Source organism: Rhizobium sp. AC44/96 (genome assembly GCF_001692185.1).
Classification (GTDB): domain Bacteria; phylum Pseudomonadota; class Alphaproteobacteria; order Rhizobiales; family Rhizobiaceae; genus Rhizobium.
Window position 1 is genome coordinate 259,977 of the sequence record NZ_LXKO01000037.1, and the last position, 25,171, is coordinate 285,147.

Annotated in this window: 22 protein-coding genes and 1 riboswitch; of the genes, 4 read left to right on the forward strand and 18 right to left on the reverse strand. The window is 61.8% G+C overall.

Features of this window, described 5'->3' with window-relative positions; translation table 11 throughout:
• Positions 1 to 105 precede the first annotated feature (105 nt).
• From A6U87_RS25040 to A6U87_RS25085, 10 genes are all read right to left on the reverse strand, one after another.
• A complete protein-coding gene (locus A6U87_RS25040) occupies positions 106 to 1,392 on the reverse strand; it encodes a beta-ketoacyl-ACP synthase (RefSeq protein ID WP_065694022.1) in 1,287 nt (428 codons plus the stop codon).
• A gap of 11 nt (positions 1,393 to 1,403) precedes the next feature.
• Positions 1,404 to 2,600, reverse strand: a complete 1,197-nt coding sequence (locus A6U87_RS25045) for a beta-ketoacyl-ACP synthase (protein WP_065694023.1) — start codon at positions 2,598 to 2,600, stop codon at positions 1,404 to 1,406.
• Entirely contained in the window at positions 2,597 to 3,079 is a 483-nt protein-coding gene (locus A6U87_RS25050; RefSeq protein WP_065694024.1) for a 3-hydroxyacyl-ACP dehydratase FabZ family protein, read from the reverse strand. Before A6U87_RS25050 ends, A6U87_RS25045 begins: the two co-directional genes overlap by 4 nt.
• 114 nt (positions 3,080 to 3,193) lie before the next feature.
• Entirely contained in the window at positions 3,194 to 3,472 is a 279-nt protein-coding gene (locus A6U87_RS25055; RefSeq protein ID WP_037061102.1) for an acyl carrier protein, read from the reverse strand.
• Between the two features lie 215 nt (positions 3,473 to 3,687).
• Complete coding sequence (cbiB, locus tag A6U87_RS25060; protein WP_065694025.1) at positions 3,688 to 4,668, reverse strand: adenosylcobinamide-phosphate synthase CbiB; 981 nt, start codon at positions 4,666 to 4,668, stop codon at positions 3,688 to 3,690.
• Positions 4,665 to 5,666 (reverse strand): threonine-phosphate decarboxylase CobD, encoded by a 1,002-nt coding sequence (gene cobD, locus A6U87_RS25065; protein ID WP_065694026.1) that lies wholly within the window; start codon positions 5,664 to 5,666, stop codon positions 4,665 to 4,667. Before cobD ends, cbiB begins: the two co-directional genes overlap by 4 nt.
• Positions 5,663 to 6,970: a cobyrinate a,c-diamide synthase gene (locus A6U87_RS25070; protein ID WP_065694027.1), complete on the reverse strand. Its 1,308-nt coding sequence runs from the start codon at positions 6,968 to 6,970 to the stop codon at positions 5,663 to 5,665. Before A6U87_RS25070 ends, cobD begins: the two co-directional genes overlap by 4 nt.
• A complete protein-coding gene (gene cobA / locus A6U87_RS25075) occupies positions 6,967 to 7,809 on the reverse strand; it encodes a uroporphyrinogen-III C-methyltransferase (protein ID WP_065694028.1) in 843 nt (280 codons plus the stop codon). The genes A6U87_RS25070 and cobA overlap by 4 nt, the downstream gene beginning before the upstream one ends.
• A 179-nt stretch (positions 7,810 to 7,988) precedes the next feature.
• The gene (locus A6U87_RS25080; protein WP_065694029.1) at positions 7,989 to 8,939 is read right to left on the reverse strand and encodes a nucleoside hydrolase; all 951 of its coding nucleotides are present in this window, start codon (positions 8,937 to 8,939) and stop codon (positions 7,989 to 7,991) included.
• A gap of 68 nt (positions 8,940 to 9,007) precedes the next feature.
• On the reverse strand, positions 9,008 to 9,427 hold the full coding sequence (locus A6U87_RS25085; RefSeq protein ID WP_065694030.1) for a cobalamin biosynthesis protein: 420 nt from the start codon (positions 9,425 to 9,427) through the stop codon (positions 9,008 to 9,010).
• Between the two features lie 98 nt (positions 9,428 to 9,525).
• Here A6U87_RS25085 and A6U87_RS25090 point away from each other — a divergent pair, with 98 nt between their 5' ends.
• Complete coding sequence (locus A6U87_RS25090) at positions 9,526 to 10,311, forward strand: TSUP family transporter (protein ID WP_065694031.1); 786 nt, start codon at positions 9,526 to 9,528, stop codon at positions 10,309 to 10,311.
• A 3-nt stretch (positions 10,312 to 10,314) separates the two neighbouring features.
• Here the strand turns inward: A6U87_RS25090 and A6U87_RS25095 are convergent, their stop codons facing one another.
• The 5 genes from A6U87_RS25095 to cobU all read right to left on the reverse strand — a co-directional run bounded on the left by A6U87_RS25095 (position 10,315) and on the right by cobU (position 17,507).
• On the reverse strand, positions 10,315 to 10,740 hold the full coding sequence (locus A6U87_RS25095) for an EamA family transporter (RefSeq protein ID WP_065694032.1): 426 nt from the start codon (positions 10,738 to 10,740) through the stop codon (positions 10,315 to 10,317).
• Positions 10,740 to 11,384, reverse strand: coding sequence for a cob(I)yrinic acid a,c-diamide adenosyltransferase (cobO, locus tag A6U87_RS25100; RefSeq protein ID WP_065694033.1), 645 nt, complete (start codon positions 11,382 to 11,384; stop codon positions 10,740 to 10,742). The genes A6U87_RS25095 and cobO overlap by 1 nt, the downstream gene beginning before the upstream one ends.
• Before the next feature lies 1 nt (position 11,385).
• Positions 11,386 to 15,597 carry a cobaltochelatase subunit CobN gene (gene cobN, locus A6U87_RS25105; protein ID WP_065694034.1) on the reverse strand — a complete coding sequence of 1,404 codons (4,212 nt, stop codon included), beginning with the start codon at positions 15,595 to 15,597 and terminating at the stop codon, positions 11,386 to 11,388.
• Between the two features lie 337 nt (positions 15,598 to 15,934).
• Positions 15,935 to 16,984, reverse strand: coding sequence for a cobalamin biosynthesis protein CobW (cobW, locus tag A6U87_RS25110; protein ID WP_065694035.1), 1,050 nt, complete (start codon positions 16,982 to 16,984; stop codon positions 15,935 to 15,937).
• A gap of 4 nt (positions 16,985 to 16,988) precedes the next feature.
• Positions 16,989 to 17,507 carry a bifunctional adenosylcobinamide kinase/adenosylcobinamide-phosphate guanylyltransferase gene (gene cobU / locus A6U87_RS25115; protein WP_065694036.1) on the reverse strand — a complete coding sequence of 173 codons (519 nt, stop codon included), beginning with the start codon at positions 17,505 to 17,507 and terminating at the stop codon, positions 16,989 to 16,991.
• A gap of 380 nt (positions 17,508 to 17,887) precedes the next feature.
• Positions 17,888 to 18,281: riboswitch (cobalamin riboswitch) on the reverse strand.
• Positions 18,282 to 18,528: 247 nt separating this feature from the next.
• Between cobU and A6U87_RS25125 the strand changes: the two genes are divergently transcribed.
• Positions 18,529 to 20,319 carry a chloride channel protein gene (locus tag A6U87_RS25125; RefSeq protein ID WP_065694038.1) on the forward strand — a complete coding sequence of 597 codons (1,791 nt, stop codon included), beginning with the start codon at positions 18,529 to 18,531 and terminating at the stop codon, positions 20,317 to 20,319.
• On the opposite strand, the gene A6U87_RS25130 is transcribed toward A6U87_RS25125, so the two are convergent.
• Positions 20,316 to 21,770, reverse strand: coding sequence for a cobyric acid synthase (locus tag A6U87_RS25130; RefSeq protein ID WP_065694039.1), 1,455 nt, complete (start codon positions 21,768 to 21,770; stop codon positions 20,316 to 20,318). The genes A6U87_RS25125 and A6U87_RS25130 overlap by 4 nt on opposite strands.
• A gap of 547 nt (positions 21,771 to 22,317) precedes the next feature.
• Here A6U87_RS25130 and A6U87_RS25135 point away from each other — a divergent pair.
• On the forward strand, positions 22,318 to 23,316 hold the full coding sequence (locus A6U87_RS25135) for a glycine betaine ABC transporter substrate-binding protein (RefSeq protein WP_065694040.1): 999 nt from the start codon (positions 22,318 to 22,320) through the stop codon (positions 23,314 to 23,316).
• A gap of 143 nt (positions 23,317 to 23,459) precedes the next feature.
• Positions 23,460 to 23,807, forward strand: coding sequence for a hypothetical protein (locus A6U87_RS25140; RefSeq protein ID WP_065694041.1), 348 nt, complete (start codon positions 23,460 to 23,462; stop codon positions 23,805 to 23,807).
• A gap of 4 nt (positions 23,808 to 23,811) precedes the next feature.
• On the opposite strand, the gene A6U87_RS25145 is transcribed toward A6U87_RS25140, so the two are convergent.
• Together A6U87_RS25145 and A6U87_RS25150 are read right to left on the reverse strand one after the other, a co-directional pair.
• Positions 23,812 to 23,967: an entericidin A/B family lipoprotein gene (locus tag A6U87_RS25145; protein ID WP_065694042.1), complete on the reverse strand. Its 156-nt coding sequence runs from the start codon at positions 23,965 to 23,967 to the stop codon at positions 23,812 to 23,814.
• A gap of 99 nt (positions 23,968 to 24,066) precedes the next feature.
• The gene (locus A6U87_RS25150) at positions 24,067 to 25,008 is read right to left on the reverse strand and encodes a LysR family transcriptional regulator (protein ID WP_198928759.1); all 942 of its coding nucleotides are present in this window, start codon (positions 25,006 to 25,008) and stop codon (positions 24,067 to 24,069) included.
• Between the last annotated feature and the right edge of the window lie 163 nt (positions 25,009 to 25,171).

The following is a 25,171-nucleotide window of genomic DNA, read 5'->3' on the forward strand; positions in this document are numbered from 1 at the left end:
CGTCATGGCCTATGCGCAGTTTATGAATGTCACCGCGTCCTGCACACCCTGTCGGGGTGCGGACGCAGCAATCGGGTTATCGTCTCGAATATTTGTCGGAACCGATTAAGCCGGTTCCACCGCCATGACAAGACTGGCGTTCTGGCCGCCGAAGCCAAAGGAGTTCGAAAGAACGGCATCAACCCGTCCATCGCGCTTCTTGTTCGGCACGACATCAAGAACGATTGTCGGGTCCGGGTTGTTGTAGTTGATCGTCGGCGGCAGCGTGCCGGTCAGCATCGTCTGCAGCGAGAACACCGCCTCGACCGCACCGGCTGCCGTCAAGGTGTGGCCGATCATCGACTTGTTCGACGACAACGGGATGGAGGCCAGCCGGTCACCGAATACCGACAGCATGGAGCTATATTCCATCTTGTCGTTTTCAGGCGTCGAGGTGCCGTGGGCATTGATGTAGCCGATACCGCTCTCATCCATGCCGGCATCCGCCAGAGCCGCGCGGATCGTTGCGATCGCAGGACCACCATCCGGCGACGAACGCGTGCGGTGGAAGGAGTCGGCCTTTTCGCCGGCACCCTTCATGATACCGAGCACCTTGGCGCCACGAGCGATCGCGGATTCCAGAGATTCCAGCACGAGGGTTGCAGCACCTTCGGCGATGACGAAGCCGTCGCGATCCTTGCTGAAAGGCTTCGATGCCTTGGTCGGCGGATCGTTCTGCGTCGACAGTGCGGAAAGCAGGGAGAAGCGGATCAGCGCTTCGGCGCCAACCGATCCATCCGTGGCAACTGCCAGCGCGCGGTTGGCGCGCCCCTGGCGAATAGCCTCGATACCGAGCTGGATCGCCGTTGCACCCGACGCACAGGCCGTCGACAGCGTCACCGGCAAACCACGCGTTCCGAAACGATCCGCAAGGCGCTCGGAAATCGCACCGAACAGAGCCGCTTCGTGGAACACCGCGTCCGGACGCTGGCGCATGGCGGCAAGGAAACGCTCATAGGCGTCGCCGGGATGGTCAGCCGGCGGCGAACGATCCGCGAGTTCGAAGCGTGCGCTCCATTCCGGCTCGATCGGCGGGGCCGCCAGGAACAGCGGGCCGTTGAAATCGCCGGAAATATCGGCGTCAGCAAGCGCTTCGATCGTGGTTTCGCGCGCAAACGCATAGGACCGTTCGACGGCGTTGGGCGTTGGAATATCGATGAAATCGACCGTGCCGGCGATCCGCGTCGACAGACCGTCCGTCGGAAAACGGTTGATCTCGTGGATCCCCGACTTGCCTGACGTCAGCGCCGCCCAGTTGTCCTTCAGCCCCTGGCCGAGCGAGGTGATGATGCCGACACCCGTCACTGCGACGATGGGGCGGCCGAGATGATCCTTGTAAGCCGAATCCGTCATTTGCCTAATCCTCACGCTTCCGCGGACAGAACCGCGACGCCCTCGCCGCGCTGGTGGCCGACCGTGGTCACGATCGCCGCCGTTGTACCTGATGTCATAGCCTTTTCATGAGCCGCATCGAAAGGCGGAACCTTGGCCTTGCTATCGACGGCAAGAGCCGCCAGCGCCAGGCCGAGCGTGAAATGCGCTTCGAGCCCATGTCCGGTTACGCCGCCGAAGCCACGAACGGCAGCGCCGGGAAACTGACGTTCCAGCACGGCTTTCTCGCGTTGCGCCAGATCCGGCATGCCGGTCGAGCCGGAGAAGATCGCCATGCTCGCAGGCGCCAGTCCGTCGGCGGGCTGAAGAAGGCGCTCCAGCCGCTTCTCAAAGTTGCCGGCATTGCGGTTGCCGCGATCGCCTTCGATCGAGGAGACCGTTGCATAAACGTGCGCGCCACGTGCCTCGGCATGTGCGCGCGATTCCAGTACGAGGAAAGCGCCCAGCGAACCGGAAACGATACCACCCTCGTCACGCGACCAGAGCGGCTGCCATTCGCCACGCGAATGCGCATTGATCGCCTCGAATAGCAGCACCATGTCGAGTCGCTCCGCCGAAAAGGCGCCACCGACCAGCGCATGCGAGGATTCGCCGGACTTGATACGGTAGAAAGCAGTCTCGACGGCGGAAATGCCGGCCGCCTCTTCGCCCATGAAGGTGCGGGAAGAACCGGTCACCTTGTGGACAATGGAAATGTTGCCGGCAAGCAGGTTCGAAAGCTGCGCCAGGAACAGGGTCGGGCGCAGTTCGGTCGTCAGCTTTTCGTTCAGCAGGACTTCACGATCGTTGCGCTTCAAACCCTCGTCGACGATCAGGGTATCGACGTTGATGTCGCGCTCCCCACCGCCGGCGGCCACGATCATGTCCATCGTCCCGCAAGCGTCCGCGTCGTCCTTGAGACCCGCGTCATCAAGCGCCAGACCGGCCGCAAAGACACCGATGCGCTGCCAGTTTTCCATCTGACGCTGGTCACCGCGCTTGGCGATCTGCAGCGACCAGTCGACCTCCGGCAGCGGATGTACCGGATACGGCTTGAATTTCTCTGTTTCGACGATTGGCGCAGGCGCCTCGGCAGCGTTGAGCAGCGCAATATGCGGCTCCTTGCCGACACCCTGGCACGTTACGATGCCGATGCCGGTGATCACGACATCATTCTGAGCCTTGCTCATCCATTCACTCCTTGCGCAGCGATCGCATCCATCAGCCCTACCTCACCGGCGCGCTTCTTCACGATATCTCCCAGCGGCACTTCGCTGAACGGCATGGTGCGCAGTTTCAATTGCGCATCGCAGACCTTCTTGCCATCGCTGGTGATCTTGGCCTTGGTAACGGCAAATCCCGAGCCGTCGTGCTCCAGAAACGCCTCGATATCGAGAACCGCCTCGGGTTCGACAAACGTGCGCATCTTGGCGCCATCGACCGCCATCAGGAACGGCATCGCGGCGAAATTCGTTGCCGCGAGCACCAGCATGCCTGATGCCTGGGCCATGGTTTCGATCAGGAGCACGCCGGGAACCAGCGGCATACCGGGAAAGTGACCTTCAAATACCGGGCTCTTCGCCGGCACGACGGAACGCGCCTTGAGCGTTCCTTTCTGAAGGTCGACCGCCTCGATGCGGTCAATCATCTGGAAGTATTCCAGGAGCATCGGATCCTCCGGCCGGATAGGCAGAATGCCAGTCGGCTAGGCCTACTTAGGAACAAAACCGCCCGGCCGCCATGGGTAATGGCAGCAGGGCGGAGAAAAAGATGGCTATACCGATCAGGCCTTGGCGGCGCGCAGTTCGTCAATCTTGGCACAGAGGTTCTTCAGCACGAAATATTCTTCCGTGGAAACCTTGCCTTCATTGACTTCCTGCGTCCACTTTTCGAGCGGGATCTTGATGCCGAATTCCTTATCGATCGCGAAGACGATATCGAGGAAGTCGAGGCTGTCGATACCGAGGTCGTCGATCGTATGGCTTTCCGGCGTGATTGTGTCGCGATCAATCTCGCTCGTCTCTGCAATGATGTCGGCAACTTTATCGAATGTAGCGGTCACGCCTGTACCTCTTGAGATGATATTTGATCCCCCTCATAGGCAAATCCATTTCAAAAGCCAATGCCTTCGTCTCTTTGGAGGCATAATTTGCCACATCAGTGTTGCTGAAACAGCATGGACACCAAGCGTTGCAGAGGACGATCCACTTAGCCGGATTGCCGTGGAGCCAATTCGTGAGGAGGTTTCGATTATTCGCGAAGTCCTCGTGAAAGCGCCTAAAGCAGAAAAACGAAGAGAGCGAGCACCAAGCCCGTCAGGACAGAGCAACTCGCATAGAAGACAGCCACCGCGTCTTCTATATCTTCCGCCGTCGCCGTCTCGCGTCCGGAACCATTGATCATCGGCTCCATGACGACAACGCCGGCATAGACGCGTGGGCCGGCCAATTGCACATTCAGCGCGCCTGCCATCGCCGCCTCCGGCCGCCCTGAATTGGGTGAGCGATGCAGCCCCCCATCGCGAATGGCTATGCGAAATGCCTCGCGGCAGGCAGCGCTCCCGCGTCGCAACCAGGCGCCGGCCGCAATCAGCGCGATCGACAATCGTGCGGCGGGCCAGTTGGCGAGGTCGTCCAGGCGGGCCGAAGCCCATCCGAAGTCGACATATTTCTCGGACTTATGACCGATCATCGAGTCGGCCGTGTTCAGCATCTTGTAGGCCAGCAGTCCCGGCAGTCCGAAGATGGCATACCATAGTGCCGGCGCCACGACGCCATCCGAGAAGTTCTCCGCAAGACTTTCGATCGCGGCACGGCAGACGGCCGGTTCGTCCAGCGTTTCGGGGTCACGCCCGACGATCATGGAGACCGCGGCCCGGCCACCGCGAATGCCGCCGGTCTTCAGTCCGCCGGCGACCGCTTCCACATGATCCGCCAAGCTCTTCTGCGCCAGGAAAATCGTCACGCAGACGACTTCGAGGAGAATACCGCCAAGGCCGAACAAGGCAAAGAACCAGTGTAGTATCAAGCCGGCGACCACGCTGACGGCAAGGAGAGCGGCGATCGCCCACGCACCGTTTCTGCGGCGCTTGTGCTTCATCAGATCGGGGCGGTTGAACAGCGCATCCAAGGCGGAGATCGCTCGACCGAAAAGCACGACAGGATGCGGCAGGCGGGCCCATAGAAGCTGCGGATCCCCGACGATCCGATCGAGCAGAAGGGCAAGCGCCAGCACTAGAAAGTTCAGTTCGATCGTCATCCGTTGAAACTCTGAAGGGCCGCGCCAAGCCGGCCGTCGCTGGCAACATCGGGAGCAACCCCGAACCGCAGCCATCGGGACGCATAGTCGAACTTGCGGACCAGAATTCGATGTCGGCACAGATGCGCATGCAGCGCATCGGCCTCGGCATGATCCACCAGCGAAAACAAGGCAGTTCCGCCGCAGATACGAAGATCGCTTGCTTCGAGGACAGCGCGGAGCGCCGCACCCCTTTTCTCGATCGCACGGCGGATCGGCGCGGTGTCCGCGCGCAGCAGCGACGTCGCAATCGTAAGCGCCGGGCCGGAGACCGCCCACGGCCCCAGCCAGTTCTCGAGCTGATCGAGGATCCGGCGCGATGCCACCACAAAGCCCAGGCGCAGCCCGGCGAGGCCGAAGAATTTTCCGAAGGAGCGCAAGACGATTAGGTTCGGCAAACGCGACACCTGCGGCACGATGCTGATATCAGGTACGGTGTCGCCGAAGGCTTCATCGACGACGAGGATCCCGCCCCTCGCCGCCATGCGCTCGCTGAGCGCAACCAGGGCTTCGGCAGGGACGATCCGGCCATCCGGATTGTTGGGATTGACGACGATCACGAGGGCATGACGATCGTCACTCCTGCCGATGTCCTCGAGAATGTCGACAGGATAGCCACCCGACCTGAAAGCGCGTTCGTACTCTCCATAGGTCGGCCCAAGGATTGCAATGCGCACCCCGCCGTTCAGCAAGCGCGGCAACAGTTGGATCGCCGACTGTGTGCCGGGAACGGGAAGCGGCTGGATATCGCCACTGCGATAATAGTCGCGAGCAGCGTTGCGGGCTTCATCGACCAGATGCGCATCCGGAAGCCGATGCCATGCGCGCGCCGGAATTTCCGGCAACGCGGCCGGATGAGGGCTTATGCCGGTCGATAGGTCCAGCCAATCCTGCGGGCGGCCGCCGTAGAGCGCCGCTGCGGCGGTGATGCCGCCGCCGTGAACTATCGGCGCATTCACGCAACGTCCCCCGCGAGGTCAATCAGATGCATGTAGGATCCCGCCACCTGGGCGCGCTGCATCCCGGCAGCACCGAGATCGTTATTCAGCGCATCCGTCACCTGAAACAGCCGATCGGCATCGTCTTCGGAAACGACGGTCGAATAGTGAAATTCATGCGCGGTCATTGGCCTCTCGAAGAAGGAGCCGTTCAGCGGCGACACGCGGCGATAACCAAGATGACGCTTGCGATCTTCATAGCTAGTGACCAGCGGCAGCAATCCAAGCATTGGATGTCTTTCCCCGACGCCGTCGATCAGACCATCACCCAGAACCATATAGCCACCGCATTCGCCATAGATGCGCACGCCGCTTTCCGCGGCCTGGCGCATCGCTGCACGAAACGTCTGAGCCGCGGCAATCTTTCCGGCATGAAGCTCGGGATATCCACCCGGGAGATAGATGGCATCCGCAGTCCTGTCGGGCGCCTCGTCCGCCAACGGCGAAAAGAACACGATATCGGCACCGCGACGGCGCCAACCGAGCAGCATATGCTCGTAGGAAAAGGCAAAGGCTATGTCGCGAGCAACAGCAATCCGACTGCCGAGCGGAGGCAACCTCGCGATATTGGCCGTCGACGGCCTGTTGAGACCTTGCCGCGCGACCCGCAACAGGAATTCGAAATTGCACTCTTCAGAGACCGCGTCCGCCGCATGCTCGATGAAGTTCTCCAGCGTCTGATGTTCGCCCGCCTGCACGAGGCCGAGATGGCGTTCGGGCAAAGCGATCTCGTTGTCGCGACGGACAACGGCGATGATCGGCATCCGGATGGCATCCAGCGCCTGGCGAAGCATCATTTCATGACGTTCGCCGCCTACCTTGTTGAGAATGACGCCGGCGATCCGCACATCGGCCCGAAAGCCCGCAAATCCAGCCACCAGCGCCGCGACAGACTGCGACATATGCGAGGCATCGACGACGAGGATGACCGAAAGGCCCAGCATCGCCGCAAGATCCGCGGCGGTCCCCTTTCCATCGGCGGCGCCGTCGAAAAGGCCCATCATGGCCTCGATCACCAGCAACCGGTCGCCGGAGCGATGCAGCGTCGCATTCGCCATGATCAGTTCGGGACGCATCGCCCAGGGATCGAAGTTGAGGCACGCGACGCCGCTCGCCGCCGCATGAAAGGCAGGGTCGATATAGTCCGGCCCCGCTTTGCCCGGCGCGATCTCCACGCCCCGCCGTCGCAACGCCCGTAGAAGCCCAAGGGTAACCGTCGTCTTGCCTGATCCGGAGGACGGGGCCGCAATCAACAGACCGCTCATGCTGTCTCCTTGCTGCTCGAATGCCGAAATGGATCGGGACGCAGGCGACGCCCTGCGAGCGCGCCCAACCAATCAAGAGACTCCCTCAGCCGGACCACCTCGCCGACAACCACGATCGCCGGAGGTTCCAGGCCCGACTCGAGTGCCGCCACCGGCGCCTCGCCGAGCGTGGTCTCCAGAACCTTTTGACCGCGCGTCGTCGCGTTGCAGACGAAGGCGACCGGCTCGGACGGTGACCGACCGCCGGCAATCAGCTTCGCGCTGATCTCCCTGATATGCTTCATCGCCATATACATGACGATCACGGGCGACCCTTTGGCGATCGCGTCCCAGTTTATGGCATCGGGAACCAGACCGGAAGAGCTATGGCCAGTCAGAAATGTCACGGCATGATTGAGGTCCCGATGGGTGACGGGGATGCCTGCGTAGGCCAGCCCACCAATCCCGGCGCTTATCCCGGGAACAATGCGAAACGGGATATTGTGCTCGACAAGCGTCAACGCCTCCTCGCCGCCGCGGCCGAACACGAAGGGATCGCCCCCCTTGAGGCGCAGCACACGCTTTCCCGACTGCGCGAGTTCGACGAGACGGAGCGAAATATCGCGCTGCTTGGCGGAGGGCTTGCCCCCGCGCTTGCCCGCATATTCCAGCGTGGCCCCTTCCCGCGCCAGCTTGAGACAGTCCGCATCCACCAATGCGTCGTGAACGACGACATCTGCTTCCATCAGCCCCCGCACGGCGAGAAGCGTCAGCAAGCCGGCCTCGCCCGGGCCAGCGCCGACAAGCCAGACACTGCCCGGCTCAAGCGCCGGAAGATGGGAAAACACAGCTTCAATCATGGAGATGATCTATGCCCGGAGGGTGGCTAGGTCAACGCTGCGAGACGCGATGAATCCGATCTGTCGCTGCCGCATCGAATCGACATCGAAACAACCGGAATCAAGACATGAAGATCTTGGCGCAAACGACTGGATAGACTCGCCAATACGTTTGCGCCGATCTTCCGTGGTCGCGCCGATCAGGCCTTGAGCAGCGTGTCGCCGATGAGATCGATGACCTTTTGCGAGCTGATACCCGTGCAGACGATCTGGCTCGGCAAACCATCCCAATCGCCCGGTGGGAAGTGACGACCGTCCGGCTTTACGATTGTCTGGCCGTCCGCAATGCCTCCGCACACCACGCGAACCGCGCCGCTGATCGAGGTAAACAGTTCCGGGGCAACGACATAAACGCAGGCGCAGCTGTCATGAACCATCATGCCATCGTCAACGGCATGCTTGTAGAAATCGATATAGAACTGTGACAGGTCGTTCAGCAGCTTCACCGCCTTGTCGCCCCTAGCTGCTATATCGCCAAGATATCCGCGGCTCATCGTCGTGATCGCGGTCACGTCGAGACCGATGACGACGACTTTCCATGGCGCCGTCATGACGATATCGGCGGCTTCCGGATCGCCGTGAATATTGGCTTCAGCCACCGGCGTGACGTTGCCCGGCACATAGAAGTTGCCGCCCATGATGACCACGCTCTTCACGAGCCCGGCAATCTCGGGGTCTTCCTTCAAAGCCAGGGCAAGATTGGTCATGCGACCGACCGCAACCAGCGTCACCTCACCCGGGTTCGCACGAACCGTCTCGATGATGAACTTGTAGGCCGGGCGCGGATCGAGCGGCACATCGACCGTTTCCGGTACGTCGATATTGCCGAGACCATCGTCGCCATGCACGAAGGTTGGCCAGGCGCCTTCCTTGCGCGACGGGTTGATGGTCACGCTCGCACCCTTGGCAACAGGTGCCGAAATATTCCATTCACGCTTCAGGAACAGCGCATTGCGCGTGGTCGTCTCGATCGAGGCATTGCCGAAGACGGTCGTTATGCCGATCAGATCGATCTCTGGGTGCCGGTGCAGGAAGAGAAGTGCCATTGCATCGTCGACGCCCGGATCCGTGTCATAAATGACCTTGTGCATGAATGTTCCTTTTCGTTATTGCCGCAGGCAGCCGGACGGCGCCGCGAAAGGCGCCACCATAGCGTCCGCTATTGTTTCTGCAACGGCATCTGCGCGATCGCGACGGTGGCTCGGCGGGATTTTGTCTTCGGAAGCAGCAGTTCGCCAAGCGGGCCAATCGCCGCAAGTGCTGCCGATTCGGCAACACCATGGCAGCCGACGCGGGCAAAGACGATATCGGAGGGGTTCTTGATCCGCGGCGTCTCAGCTTCGAGCGCCTCCGCTTGGAAAAACAGCACCGGCACCGAAAACCGTTCCGCCACAGCCAGGATCGCAGGCTCCTCGGCGCGCGTATCGATCGAGGCCACCACAGCCAGTTCCTCGGCGCCAACGCCGACCACTGCCAACGCGGCCATGACAAGCTCATGCACCTCATCGACTGATGCCGCCCGTTCGCAACCGATCCCGACCGCGTATCTGCGCCTGTTGTCGAATTCAATCTTACTCATAGGCGATGCGATTGCTGGCTCCTGTGTCGCACAAGCCATTGCAGCCCCGAAAGGGAAATGCAACATGCGCCGCAAACGCGCATCCCAGAGTACCCGCCTTGTCAGACCTTGCCCCCCATCTGCTTTTCCTCCTCGCCGCCGCCGGATTCCTCGCCGGTTTTGTCGATTCCATCGCCGGCGGCGGCGGCCTGATCACCGTTCCGGCCATGCTTATTGCCGGCATCCCGCCGCTGCAAACGCTTGGCACCAATAAGGTACAAGCCGTATTCGGCTCGGCATCGGCCACGGTCGCCTATGCTCGCAAGGGCCACGTCAAATTGCGCGAGCAGCTGCCGATGGCCCTAATGGCCGTAGCCGGTGGAGCTCTTGGCGCTGCGCTAGCAACGATCGTTCCTGGAGATGTTTTGCGCGCGATCATGCCGGTGCTGCTGGTCGCGATTGCGCTCTACTTCGCCCTCAAGCCGAACCTCAATGACGTTGACAAGCACCGCCGCATGAGCCCGTTCGTCTTCGGCGCCACGCTCGTTCCCGCGATTGGCTTCTACGACGGCGTATTCGGCCCCGGCACCGGCTCGTTCTTCATGCTCTCCTTCGTGTCGCTAGCCGGCTTCGGCATGCTGAAGGCGACGGCGCATACGAAGATGCTGAACTTCGGCTCCAACATCGGCGCGCTTGTCGTCTTCGTATCGTTCGGCGCAACGCTGTGGAAGATCGGACTCATCATGGGCGTGTGCCAGTTTCTTGGCGCACAGCTTGGCTCGCGGCTGGCCATGCGAACCGGCGCCCGCCTGATCAAGCCGCTCCTTGTCATTGTTTGCGTGGCTTTCGCGATCAAGCTGATGGCCGATCCGCTGAACCCGCTGCGCGTCTGGCTGGGCGTCTGAGCCTCAGAACAACGCGAGAAGCAGCGCTCCTCCGGCAATCAGGCTGACACCGAGCCAGTTCATCATGTTGAGCTTTTCGCCGAGGAAGACGACGCCGAAGATGGCGACGAGGACGATCGACAGCTTGTCGATCGGGGCAACGCGCGCGGCATCGCCGATTTTCAAGGCGCGGAAATAGGCGAGCCACGACGCGCCCGTCGCAGCCCCTGATAGGCAGAGAAAAAGCCAGGTCTTCGACGAGATGCTGGAGAACGGCTGCCACTGCCCGCTCGCCAGTACGATGGCGCTGATGATGGCAAGAATGACGACGGTGCGGATGAGCGTGGCGAAATCGGAATTGACGCCGGCCACGCCGATCTTCGCGAAAATCGCCGTCAGCGCCGCGAAGGCCGCCGACAGGACGGCCCAGAAAACCCAACTCTGCGTCATCAGAACTCCACGCCCGCCTGCCCCTTGATGCCCGACCGGAACGGATGCTTGATCAGTTCCATCTCCGTCACCAGATCGGCAATCTCGATCAGCTCATCCTTGGCATTGCGCCCGGTGAGAACGACGTGAGTCATATAGGGCTTTTCCGCCTTCAGGAACTCCACGACCTCGTTGATATCGATGTAATCGTAGCGCAGCGCGATGTTGATCTCGTCGAGCAGCACCATCGAATTGCGCTCGTCGCGGATCAGCTCCTTCGCCTTCTCCCAGGCAGCACCGGCGGCCGCGACATCCCGGGCGCGGTCCTGCGTTTCCCAGGTGAAGCCCTCGCCCATCGTATGGAACTGGCAGACATCGGAGAAATGCTTCTCGATCAGGTCGCGCTCGCCCGTCCACATCGCACCCTTGATGAACTGCACGACAGCGGACGGCTTGCCATGCGCGATATGGCGGAAGATCATCCCGAAGGCAGACGAAGACTTGCCCTTGCCCTTGCCGGTATGGACGATGATCAGGCCCTTCTCGTCCGTCTTCGTCGCCATGATCTTGTCGCGCGCGGCCTTCTTCTTGGCCATCTTCTCGCTGTGGCGGGCATCGTCGTGGCCGGTGGCCTCCGTCGTGGTCTCGGTGGTTTCCTCGGTCATGTCAGTATTCCCCGGATGCAATCTTCAATCGGTCAGCCGTGTCGCCACCGCCTGATCTGTCGTGTGTGTTGTCTGTGGCAGCGAGATCGAACTGCGCCGAATTGCTGCGCGGCGTCCACAGCCGCCGCTCGACCGCCTCCAGCAGCCTCTGCTTCATTTCCTCGTAGGCGGCAGGGTTCTTCTCGATCATGAAATCGCGCACGCGCTGATCGACGACGAAGGCCTGATAGACCGCCTCGAAATGATGGTTGCCCACAGCGCCCGTTGTCGCCGCGAAGGCGAAGAGATAATCGACCGTGGCAGCAATCTCGAACGCGCCCTTGTAGCCATGGCGCATGACGCCATCGATCCACTTCGGATTGACGACGCGGCCGCGCACCACGCGAGCGATCTCCTCTTCCAGCGACCGGATGACAGGCTTTTCCGGCATGGAGTGATCATTGTGATAGATCGACGGCCTGATACCGCCGAGCGTTTCCGCCGCCGCCGCCATACCGCCTTCGAACTGGTAGTAGTCGTCGCTGTCGAGTAGGTCGTGCTCGCGATTGTCCTGGTTCTGCACGACAGCCTGGATGGAACGCAGCCGCTCCTCGAACACGCCGCGTTCAGCCCGACCCTCCTCGCCGGCGCCATAGGCATAGCTGCCCCAGACCAGATAGGCCTCCGCCAGATCGGCGCGCCGCTCCCAGCCCTTCTTGTCGATCAGCGCCTGCAGCCCGGCACCATAAGCGCCCGGCTTCGACCCGAAAATCCGATACCCCGCCCGCCTCTTCGCCTGCGCCTCATCGAGCCCGGCCTCTTCAAGCCGCGCCGCCTCGCCCCGCATTCGCGCCGCAATCGGATTGTCTTGCTCATCCTCATCCAGCGCGCCGACGGCCCTTATCGCCTTGTCGAACAGCGCGATCTGCTCGGGAAAAGCATCGCGGAAGAAGCCTGAAATACGCAGCGTCACATCGACACGCGACCGTCTCAGCAGAGCCTGCGGAATGATCTCATAGCCGGTGACCCGTCGCGATGTCATGTCCCAGACCGGCTTGACGCCGATCAGAGCCAGCGCCTGGGCGATATCGTCGCCACCAGTGCGCATGTTCGACGTACCCCAGGCCGTCAGCCCGAAGGACACCGGCCATTCGCCATGATCCTGCACATAGCGGCGAACCAGAAGCTCCGCCGATTTCTTGCCCAACTCATAAGCCGCCGGCGTCGGAACCGCACGGCTGTCCACGGAGTAGAAATTCCGCCCCGTCGGCAAAACATCCGGCCGCCCGCGCGTCGGTGCGCCCGAGGGACCCGGTGGCACGAAGCGGCCGTCGAGGCCGCGAAGCAAGCCTTCGATCTCGGCGTCACCACAGGCGAGGATGGCGGGTTTCAGGCTGGTTTCGATCTCGTGGAGGACGGCTCTGGTTTGGGACCAGAGAGGTAGGCATGTCAGTTCGCCGGACACGAATTTGGCGGCCAGCTGTTCGATGCGCTCGACGGTATCGCCCTGGGTGCGCCATGGATCGGACGAGACGTCCGCTAGGATCTCGGGGCGTGGGCCGGCCCATTCGGCGGCCATGTCGCAGTCGAGGGGGTCGAAGGTCGCACCGGTGGGTGGGATACCCCCCTCTGCCCTGCCGGGCATCTCCCCCACAGGTGGGGAAATTGGCTGGGCGCGCCCGCTTGCTCGAACCTCACCCTTTGATTGGGGAGCAAGCCGCGAGTCGATCTCCCCCCTTGTGGGGGAGATGTCCGGCAGGGCAGAGGGGGGCGCCCCACCCGCCAAGCTCCCCACAACATCGCCACCACTGCCAAAAACATCCCCAGCAATCGCCCGCTGTAAGCTCCGGTCGCCACCCTGACCCAGCCCGCGCGGCACCCGCGCCAGCGCCACCGTCAGATCCGTCAGCAACCGCCCCTCAGGCGACACCCCAAACACATGCAGCCCATCCCGTATCTGCATCTCCTTGAGATCGCACAGATAGGCATCAAGCTTCTTCAGCGCCTCGCTCTCGCTCTCCCCCTTTGATATTCCTGCATCCTGATCGAGCCCGATATCGGCCACCAGTTCGAGGATCTGCTTGCCCAACAACCGGATACGGCGCGGATCGCCACCCGACGCCTCATAATATTCGTCGACCAGCGCTTCGAGATCCTTCAGCGGCCCGTAGCTCTCGGCCCGCGTCAAAGGCGGCGTCAGGTGGTCGATGATGACGGCGGCGGTGCGGCGCTTGGCCTGCGTTCCCTCGCCGGGATCGTTGACGATGAAAGGATAGAGATGCGGCAGCGGCCCGAGGATCGCTTCGGGATAGCAGCTTTCAGATAGCGCCAAGGCCTTGCCCGGCAGCCACTCGAGATTGCCGTGCTTGCCCATGTGGATCACGGCATGCGCATCGAATTCCTGGCGCAGGAACGCATAGAAGGCGAGATAGCCATGCGGCGGCACCAGATCCGGCGAGTGATAGCTTTCCTTCGGATCGATATTATAGCCACGCGCCGGCTGGATGCCTACAAGCACATCGCCGAAACGGGTGAAAGGCAGCGCGAAAGCACCTTCCACGAAATAGTGATCGGCCTCCGGCTCGCCCCAGCGCGCACCGATCTCGTCTTGAATCTTTTTCGGAAGAGTTGCTAGGAAATCCCTGTAACGACTCACCGAAAGCGTTTCGCGGATCACCTTCCCGTCACGCCCGGAATTGGTCGGCCCATCCATGATATGACGCATCAGCGCATCGCCATCCTTAGGGATGTCACCGACGGGATAATCCGCCCTGCGCATCGCCTGGAGCACCTCAATCGTGCCCGCCGGCGTGTCCAGCCCGACACCGTTTCCGAGCCTGCCGTCGCGGTTCGGATAGTTCGCCATCACAAGCGCCACGCGCCGCTCAGCCGGCTTCGCATGCCGCAACCGCGCCCAGTTGGCGGCGAGCCGCGCCGTGTAAGCCATGCGCCCCGCATCCGGCTCGCTGGCAACGATATTGGCCTCGACCAGCGCATCATAGCGTGCCGCCGACTTGAACGAGACGGCGCGAGAGAGAACTCGGCCGTCGACCTCGGGCAATGCCACGTTCATGCCGAGATCGCGCGCCGACAGGCCTTGCGAGGAGCTTTCCCAAGCGTCCTTCGAGGAAGCAGAAAAGATCGCCTGCAGCACGACGGCGTTGCTGGCTTCCAGCACCGTCGGCTGCCGCTCCGCACCGGGCGCCGAGACGGCGAAGCCTGTCGTGTTGATGACGACATCGGGCCTGGTGGCCGCGAAGACACTTTCGAGGATGCCCTTGGAGACGGGATCCTTGAGGCTGTAGGCGAAGATCGGCAGCGGCCGGATGCCCTCGGCGATCAACGCCTCGATCAGCGCTTCGACGGGTCGGGTTTCGCCGCTTTGTACGAGGGCACGGTAGAAGGAGATGGCGATGATGGGGGCGGATGTAGCCGCTGGCGTCGCGTTCGCAGCGCCCCCTTCTGCCCTGCCGGGCATCTCCCCCACAGGTGGGGAGATTGGCTGGGCAGGCCTGCTCATTCCAAAGGCAGCTGTCTGCGTGGGTGATCGCCACGAGTCGATCTCCCCACCTGTGGCGGGGTCCGAAGAACGGGGCGAGACCGTTGGCTCGCCCCTACGGTTCGGCAGGACAGAGGGGGGTAACCCACCCTCCGACAACAACCGCCACTCCTCAACCCCAACAACACCCCGCCCCGGCCACCATATCCCGGCCTTCATCAACGGCGCAGCCGCCTCCGGCTTCTCGCCCCCCGACAGCATCGCCTCGGCATAATCGAGAAACGCGTGCGTGTTCGCATCACCCCCCTCGATCAGATAGGCCCAGAGCGCATTCAGATCCTCAAGCGGCACGTTCGAAAACGGCGTCAAACCCGCGTCCGGCTTAGAATCGCCCGGCAGCACTACGATCAGTGCCCCATGCCGCGCCGCCGCCGCATGCAGCGCCTCCAGCGCGTAGTGAAAATAGCTGGCGCCGCCCAGCGCTCTCACGATGATCAGCTTTGCATGCCGCGCCGTACGCTCGATATAGGCATCGACGGACATCGGATGCTTGAGGCTCATGAGGCTGGCGATACGCAGCGACCGTGCCTCGCCGCGCTGGCGATGCCCGGCGGCGACTGCCGCAAGCTCGGTGTCGGCGGCGGAGAGGAACAGGATGTCGCCGGGAGACTGGCCAAGATCGATCGCCTCCTCGCCGTCGCTGATCGTTCCCTGCTGGGCTAGTAGGAGGTGCATGGCAGTGTGTCTTTGCGGGAAATGTTAGTCGCAGGCGCAGCGTGCGCTGCCTCCTCATCCGACCCTTCGGGCCACCTTCTCCCCGTCGGGGAGAAGGGAAGATTGGAGCGAGCGGCCCGCAAAAAAAATCCTCTCCCCAACGGGGGGCCGAAGGACGGGTCGAGACCGACGGCTCGACCCCGGTCAGTGCCGGCTGGCGGATGAGGGGACCACCCGGCACCACTTGAGCGATTTTCAAAATGCGCGATCTGCTCACCTCTCAGCCCTTCGTCACCAGAAGGGCCTCCAGCAGCTTCTCTCAAACCAAAAACGTGACCGCGCATCTCAACCATAAACCTTAAACCAGACCCTCGATAGCCTCGCGTACCGCGCCCTCATCCATCTCGTGCAGCCCGATCACCACCAGCCGCGTGCCACGCGCCTCGCCCGCCGCCCAGGCACGGTCGAAATAGTGGTCGATTCGGCTACCCACGGCTTGAAGCTGCAGGCGCATCGGCTTGCCGGGAACGTCGACGAAGCCCTTGAGACGCAGAACGTCGTGCTCGGCGATGATGCCCTTCAGGCTCTCGACGAAGACCGAGGGATCGGCGATCGGCCCGAGTTCGACGACGAAGCTGTCGAATTCGTCGTGATCATGCGGCGTGCCGTCCTCATGCTCCAGTTCGTGATGGGACTTGCGGTTGCCGATATCCTCTTCGGTGCCGATGCCGAGGCCGAGCAGCACTGATGCCGGCACCTCGCCATTCTTCGCCTCGATCATCGCCGGCTTGCGCGCCGTGCGTGAGGCGACCTCGTCGCGAACACGGGCAAGGCCGGCGCCGTCGATGAGGTCGGTCTTGTTGAGCACGATCAGGTCGGCGCAGGTGAGCTGGTCCTCGAAGAGCTCCTCGATCGGGCTTTCGTGATCGAGCGTCTCATCCTCGACGCGCCGGGCTTCCACGGCATCGTGATCGTCGGCGAAGCGGCCGGCGGCGACGGCGGCGCTGTCGACCACGGTGATCACGCCATCGACGGTCACCTGCGTGCGGATGTCAGGCCAGTTGAAAGCGGCGACAAGCGGCTGCGGCAGGGCAAGGCCCGAGGTTTCGATGACGATATGGTCAGGCCGGTTCTCGCGCTCCAGAAGCTTGCTCATGGTCGGGATGAAGTCGTCGGCCACCGTGCAGCAGATGCAGCCATTGGTGAGCTCGATGATATCGTCCTCGGTGCAGTTTTCCGCGCCGCAGCCCTTCAGCACCTCGCCGTCGACGCCGAGATCGCCGAACTCGTTGATGATGAGCGCGATCTTCTTGCCGCCCGCATTGGTCAACAGGTTGCGGATCATCGTCGTCTTGCCAGCGCCGAGAAAGCCGGTGATGACGGTGGCGGGGATCTTCTGCTGGTTCATCAATTCAACCCTTCATTTTCAGCGGCAGTCCCGCCGCGATAAAATACACATCCGCGGCGACCGCCGCGATCATCTGGTGCAGCCGCCCGGCATGGTCGCGAAATTCGCGCGCCATCCGGTTCTCGGGCACGATGCCGAGGCCGACTTCATTGGAAACGATGACGAGGCGCGCCTTGGCCTTCGGCAGATAGGCGGTCAGAGCCGCGAACTCCGCCGCCATGTCGCGCTCGTCCATCATCAGATTGGTAACCCAGAGCGTCAGGCAATCGACAAGCACCGCCCGCCCCTCGCCGTCGATCGCGGCAAGTTGGCCGACGAGATCGAGCGGCTCCTCATGCGTGGTCCAGACGTCGCCGCGATCGGCCTTGTGCTGGTCGATACGCGCGCGCATCTCCTCGTCCCAGGCGCGGCCGGTGGCGATGTAATGACGCTCAAGGCCGCCGTCGGCGACAAGTTGTTCGGCGAAGCGCGACTTGCCGGACCGGGCGCCGCCGAGAACGAGCGTAAAGGATGCGGTCGTCATGCGTGGACGGCTTTCGCCGATGATTGGGCTCGGGGTCCGACGCGCACGCCCTCACGAAGGACGTTGCTCGCACGCAGGCCCTTATTCTTGTCGCCAAGCTTCGCTCGGGCGACGTTACGGGAATCCGGTGCGCCCAAGTCCTCGCCTGCGAAAGACCATCGTCCCGGCCGATAGGAGTCGTTCACCGCGCGCGGTGGTTGGATTTTTTGGACATCGCCCGAGCGAAACTTGGCCGCATGAATGAGGGAGCCTGCCTCTGCAGGGAGGAGGGAGCGTGTAGCGAACGTCGTAGACGCCCGGCCTGACGCCGACGCCAAAATCTCATTGTCTGCCATGACAACCTCCGTGCTGGCATTGGGCACACTTGCCCAGGGGTGGGCTTTGCGCCCGGCACGAGTGGCAGGTCTCCTGGCTCGCGGGTCCAGGCGACGATCGGGATAGCCACGTAGGCCATCCCGATCGTGCCATCGGTTCTTCCTCGCCTTCCCGGCTGCAATCATGAAAAGGCGGACGATTCGTAGATTTAGAGGCGTCCAACCCCGGTTGATCATGGCTTGCATTGCCAGTGGCTTTTCCGCCGTCTTCAGCCCCTCGCCCGCCTGCACCACGCAGGCGGCCAGCTTGAGAGCATCCGACGCCGGACGGAAGACCCTGACCGCTCTACAGTCGCGGGGTCGGCTGTGATGAAGGCGCCCGGATTGGGTCCACCTCGTCACATTCCCTTTTCATCCGCACCGCTTTTGGCGATCCGGAACCATTCGCTATCGGATTCATGGTTAGGCAAGGCCGGGTATGAAGTCAATCGACTTGGGCTCGGCCAATGGCGAACGCTATTGAGTTCCAAACGCCTCATAGACGACATACCCTACCATATTTATCGTCTTTTATCAGTCACTTACGTCATAAATAATTGTTGTATCCGCCGGCCTTTTGCCGCATTTGCATCGCAAGCGCATCCCCAAGCCACGTCGGCACCCTTCACGGCCCTTGACCGGACCTTTACCCGCCTAGTTTCCTTGTCATGCTTCTGAAAATAGATACCCGCCGGCTCGGCCCACTTCACACCCTGTTGGATGTGGGACGCATGCGCGCTCTCCTCAGACGCAGCGAAATGGGCATGGTGCTCGCAGGCGCGATTGTCGGCGTCACGTCAGGCCTTGCGGTAACGGCGATGAGCCTGATTTCCAAGGAGATGCACAGCCTGATTTTCGGCATCAGCGAGGTCGAGCGGCTGAGTTCGTCGCAAATCGAGAACAAGTTTCTTCTGCTGGCTGCCCCCGTCGTCGGCGGCATTCTGCTTGGTCTGTTGATGTTCATTCTGGCGAAGACGCGCAAGAAGCCGATGGTCGACCCGATCGAGGCAAATGCCTTGCATGGCGGACGCCTGTCGCTGACCGATAGTATCCTGGTTGCCGTGCAGAACCTGATCTCGAACGGCTTTGGAGCCTCCGTGGGACTGGAGGCCGGCTATACCCAGCTGGCATCCGGTATCGCGTCGAAGCTCGGGCTGAAGCTGCAGCTGCGTCGGTCCGATTTGCGAGTGCTCGTCGGCTGCGGCGCCGCCGGCGCCATCGCCGCTGCCTTCAATGCACCGCTGACCGGCGCGTTCTACGCGTTCGAGCTCATCATCGGCACCTACACAATCGTTTCGCTGACGCCGGTGGTCGTGTCCGCGATTGTCTCCACCACACTGGCTCGGTTTCTTGCCGGGAGCGATTTCCTCATTGATGTCGGTCAGTTCGGCACGGTCATGCCGGCTGATTATGTTCCCGCGGTGCTGCTCGGCGCCTTCTGCGCCGGCGTCGGCATCCTCATCATGCAGGGCGTTGCCTTCATCGAGGAGACCGCGCGCAGGAGCTCCATCGCCCCTCCTTTGCGCCCGGCTCTCGGCGGCATTGTCGTCGGCCTCCTCGCGCTGGTCACGCCGCAGGTTCTCTCGGCCGGCCATGGTGCATTGCATCTCAACCTTGGCAGGGACGTCGCCATTCCGGTGCTGATCGGCCTGTTTCTGCTGAAATCCTTTGCCTCCGCGATCTCAATCGGCTCGGGCTTCAGAGGTGGCTTGTTCTTCGCGTCGCTCTTCATGGGAGCTCTGCTCGGAAAGCTGTTTGCCTACTCCGCTCCCTACTTCGCCCATGCGACACTGACGCCGGTGATCTATGCGGTCGTCGGCATGAGCTCGCTTGCCGTCGCGGTCATCGGCGGCCCGCTGACCATGACGTTTCTCGCACTGGAAATAACCGGCGACTTTCCGATCACTGTTCTGGTCCTCGCCGCCGTCATTACGTCTTCGCTCGTCGTGCGCAGCACCTTCGGCTACTCGTTTGCCACGTGGCGCTTCCATCTTCGCGGCGAAAGCATCCGCAGTGCTCATGACGTCGGCTGGATCCGTAATCTTACGGTCGACAGGCTCATGCGTGCCGACGTCAAGACCGCGAACCCCGGCATCTCGGTCGAGGAGTTCCGCAGCCTCTTCCCGATCGGCTCGGCGCAGCGCGTGGTTCTTGTCGATGACAACGGAAAATACGCCGGTCTTGTTCTGGTGCCGGAAATCTACGCCAACCTCACCGATACCGATGACGAGGGCAAGGGTCTGGACGAGTTCATCCGATACAAGAACGACTTCCTGCAGCCGCAAATGAACGCCAAGCAGGCGGCCGCCATTTTCGACAAGACGGAAAGCGAAGCGCTTGCCGTCGTCAACAATCTGGTCGAACGAAAAGTGGTAGGGCAGCTGAGCGAGGCACATACGCTGCGTCGCTACAGTGAAGAACTCGATCGCCGCCGCCGGGAAATCTCAGGCGAAATCTAGCCGAGCAATTCGCCGAGCCAGTGGGCATCGAGATGGGCTTCGAGCTCGGCGGCAATCTCGTCCAGTGCAAGCTCGACACCGGCGCGGTAATTGCGCATCTCGCCCTTGAGACCGAAGCTCTGCAACAGCCGGGAGCGATAGGCGTCGCTCGCGAATAGCCCGTGCAGATAGGTCCCGATGATCCGGCCGTCTCCCGACATCGCGCCATCAGGCATCCCGTCAACGATGGCAAAGGGCCGGTTACAGTCCGCGCCTCGGGTGACGCCGAGATGAATCTGATAGCCTGAAAGCGGATCCCCATGTTCGGCGGATGACGCAACGCTGTTGCGAACCGTCTTCTCGGGCGCCATCACCGTCTCGATGTCGAGCAATGCCAGGCCATCTGTCTCGACCGCGCTGCCCTCGATCCCCTCGGGGTCATGCACCTTCCGGCCAAGCATCTGGTAGCCGCCGCAAATACCGATGACGCGACCGCCGCGCCTGACATGAGCTGCCAGATCGGCATCCCACCCGGCGGCCCGCAGGTCAGCGAGATCAGCCACCGTCGACTTGGACCCCGGGAGAATGATCAGCTGGGCATCGACTGGCAGCCGCTCGCCTTGCCGCACGAAGACCAGCTCGACGTCAGGCTCCGCCTTGAGCGGATCAAGATCATCGAAATTAGCAATCCTCGAGAGAACAGGCACTGCAATCCTGAGCGCCCTCGCCTCGCCCCGAGCGAGACGCTCCAGCGCAACCGAATCTTCTGCCGGCAATCGTGACGCCGCCTTGAGCCACGGCACCACGCCGAAGCAGGGCCAGCCGGTGAAGCGATCGATCGCCGCAATCCCGTCGTCGAAAAGCGAGACGTCGCCCCGGAACTTGTTGATGATATATCCCGAGATCGCGGCGCGATCCTCGTCACCGAGGATGGCGTGCGTGCCGACCAGCGATGCAATCACGCCACCACGGTCGATATCGCCGACGAGAACGACCGGAACTCCGGCGCGGGTCGCAAACCCCATATTGGCGATATCTCCCGCGCGCAGATTGATTTCCGCCGGCGACCCCGCCCCTTCGACGATAACGAGGTCAGCCCCTGTCGAAACCTGCGAAAAGCTCTCCAGCACGTAGTCCAGCAGCTGCGGCTTCAGCCTTTGATAATCGCGCGCCTTCGCCTGCCCCCATACCTTTCCCTGGACGATGATCTGGCTGCCGTTCTCCGATTGCGGCTTCAGCAGAATGGGGTTCATGTGTACGGAGGAAGGAACGCGCGCCGCCATCGATTGCAGCCATTGCGCCCGGCCGATCTCGCCGCCATCGTCGGCAACGGCGGCATTGTTCGACATGTTCTGCGGCTTGAAGGGACGCACCGAAAGACCGCGCTTGGCCGCCAGCCGGCAAAGTCCTGCCACCAGCACCGTCTTTCCGACATCGGAACCGGTTCCTTGCAGCATGATGGCTTTGGTCATTGTCGTGAAGCTCCGGCACCCGTTGCTACGGCCTACAAGCGGCGTTCGCCAAGGTCAATCACGGCAGCCCAAAATGCGAAAGCCGCGCAGGCCATCTGGGGCCGCGCGGCTTGCCGAAATACGCTGGCGCTTGCGTCCATACACGACGAAGCTCACGTTCTCCGGGACGCATTACCTGATCCGGAGAAGCAGCGGTTGTCCCCCGCCACGCAACGATTGATAGCGCCACATTCTTACCGGAGAGTTAGTGAGCCATTAAGCAAAGATGAATTTCGGCACTTTTTTGGTTTTTTGTCTCCTTGCAGGGCCCAGGAGACCTGCGGGAGCTGCGGCCTGCTGTCGAGTGCGCAGTCATTAACTATTTTAAATCAGCCGCTTAGATTCGACCTCCGCCCACGATAAGACCGTTGATTTCCCGGGCCGAACGCGTAGGCTTCATTTCAAGGTGTCAGGATCGGCGCCAGGGGAAAGCCAAGAACGAACGCGGTGCGTCTGCTATCTGCAGATGCGGCCCGGGTCGACGGCAACGCCAAAATGGGAACGTAAGATGAGATTTCTGTGCACGTCGATCGTGCTTGCTGCAGGACTGTTTGCGACAGCCGGGACGGCCGCCGCCGAAGGATGCGGCAATGTCTCGATCGCCGAGATGAAATGGGCGTCGGCCGGCATCGCAGCCAATTTCGACAAGATCATTCTTGAGGCAGGCTACGGCTGCACGGTGACGATCGTTCCCGGCGACACGATGCCGACCTTCGTTTCGATGGATCAACAGGGCACGCCGGACATTGCCTCGGAATTCTGGGTCAACGCGGTTCGGACCGAACTCGACAACGCCATCAAGGCGAATCGGCTCGTCCAGGCGGCGGAAATTCTGTCGGAAGGCGCGGTCGAGGGGTGGTGGATCCCGAAATTCATCGCCGACGCCAACCCCGACATCCGCAGTGTCCAGGATGCCCTCAAGCGTCCCGACTTGTTTCCGGCGCCCGACAACCCGCAGCAAGGCGGCATCTACAACTGCCCGACGGGCTGGAACTGCCAGATATCGACAGCCAATCTGTTTCGCGCGCTTGCGGCCGACAAGGACGGCTTCACGCTGATCGACACCGGCAGTCCGCAGGGTCTTGATGATTCCATAGCGGCGGCGTTCCAGAAAAAGGTTGGCTGGCTCGGCTACTACTGGGCGCCGACGGCCATCCTGGGGAAGTACGACATGACGCGGCTGAGCTTCGGCGTGAGCCACGACAAGGCCGAATGGGACCGCTGTACCGCCGTCCCCGGCTGCGCCCGCCCACAAGTCAACTCCTATCCGCTATCGCGCGCCTTCACCATCACGACCAAGGCGTTTGCGGACAGGGCTGGCCCGGCTGCCGATTATCTGAAGAAGCGCTCCTGGGACAACAGCACGATCAACGATGTGCTGGCCTGGCAGGACGAACACCACGAAAGCACGAGAGAGGCGGCGCTCTACTTCCTGCGCAACTACTCAGACCTGTGGACCCAATGGGTGCCGGCGGATGTCGCGGCGAAGGTCAAGGGAACGCTCTAGCTCCTGTCTGCAAGTTGGTATTCAGTCGTGGAGGCAGACGACGACGCGGACACATATGGTTTTCTCAATCCGTCGCATCGCCTATAAGCGCGCAACGCGAGACGACTCGCATCCGAGGCTCGCCCGACGACATGGAGATTACGATGACTTCCGCCCCGTTTCCCGATCGTGAGACGATCGCAGCAAAGTTCACCGCCTTTGGCGAGCAGGACAAAGCCTACATCACCCTGCTGCTCGAGAACGTGGCCCAGGACGACAATCTCATCGATGGCTTGCACCGCTATTTGGACAACGCTGCCGGGGCTTCGTTCCTGAACTCGCTGAAGCTGGAAAACCTGGGAAAGTGGATCGGCGATGTGGCGCCTGCCCGTCTCCAGATCCGCCTGATGGAGGCTGCCAAATCAAGCCAGCATCCGGCCTATGGCGCATTTCGTACAGGTTTGACTCGGTCCGGCGGACTGGAACGCGCCTATCCGCCGGCACAGATCTGACGCCTTACCTCTTGGCGGCGTGATTGACCGAGCGACCGGCGTCCTGTGTCGCGTTGACGGCGTTCGCCGTATCACGTCCAACGCCGCGAATGGTGTTGGCACAGGATGTCAGCGCCAGAAGAAGCATGATGGCAGCACCAATTCTAACGGTGGTGGTCATTGCGGAAATCCTTTTCTGAAATGGCGTCGATAACTCGCAGCATATGCTGCGCGCGATAAACGCGCGCTCAAGCAAAAGGTTGCAGCGATCAGTGATTTATCAGGCGGCAATCGCCTTCGCCTTTTCGGCGAAGGCAAAGCGGATGCTGTCGGCGACCGCCTGCATCGGCGTTGTCATCTGCGACACGGTGAGCATACGGATATCGAAGGATGCAAGCTCGGGAAGTCCCTCCTGCGCCCCAAGTATCACCATGCCCTCGCCGACGTAGGACCGCGGCAGCGGCGCAATCGCCAGATCGGAAAGCACCGCCGCCCGCTGTGCCATGGTATGGCCGCTGAGGAACGCAACACGATAGTCGCGTTTCATGCGCTCAAGCTGCGAGAGCGCTTCCGAGCGCCAGATACAGCCGTCCTCCCATATCGAGATCGGCAGCGGATCGCGCCGATGGGCAGTGCCGCACTTCGCGCCTACCCAAACGAGCCTTTCGCGAAAGACGACTTCACCGGTGACAGGCAACGGTCGCGTCGCGCAATTGATGAGCGCGATATCAAGCCGCTGCTCGTCCATGCGCTTTCTGAGCCCGATGCTCATGTCGATGGTCACATCGACCATGATGCCGGGAAAGGTCTCGGCAAAACTCTTCAGGATGCTCGGCAGAAGCCGCTCACCGATATCCTCGGGGGCACCAAGCCGAACCACGCCGCTCAACTCCGGCATGATGAACCGCGACACCGCTTCGTTCGAGAGCGCGAGGATATTGCGCGCGTAGGACAACAGGAGTTCACCGTGCTGGGTCAGCGACACCGACCGCGCATCGCGCAGGAAAAGCGTCGCGCCGAGCTGCTCCTCGAGCTTCTTGATCTGCATTGAAACCGCGGACGGCGTGCGGAAGACAGCCTCTGCTGCAGTCGAAAAATTGCCAGTCTCGGCGATGGCAACGAACGTCCGCAACACGTCATTGTCCAGCAAGGGAATGGGACGGCGAAGGGGAATGGTCATCGTCTCATCTTTCAATTTTTCTGAATGATAACACCATATCATTTTGTTTGTTTGAAAGTCAACCACTGGCTAAATTACTGGGAAATCAACAACGATGAAGGGAGATGGCGATGAGCAGCACTCTTCGCTCGTTCTTTGCGACGCTGAACCGGTTCAAGTCTCACCAGCTGAGAAACATGGCTGCGCGGAGCACCAGACGCCAATT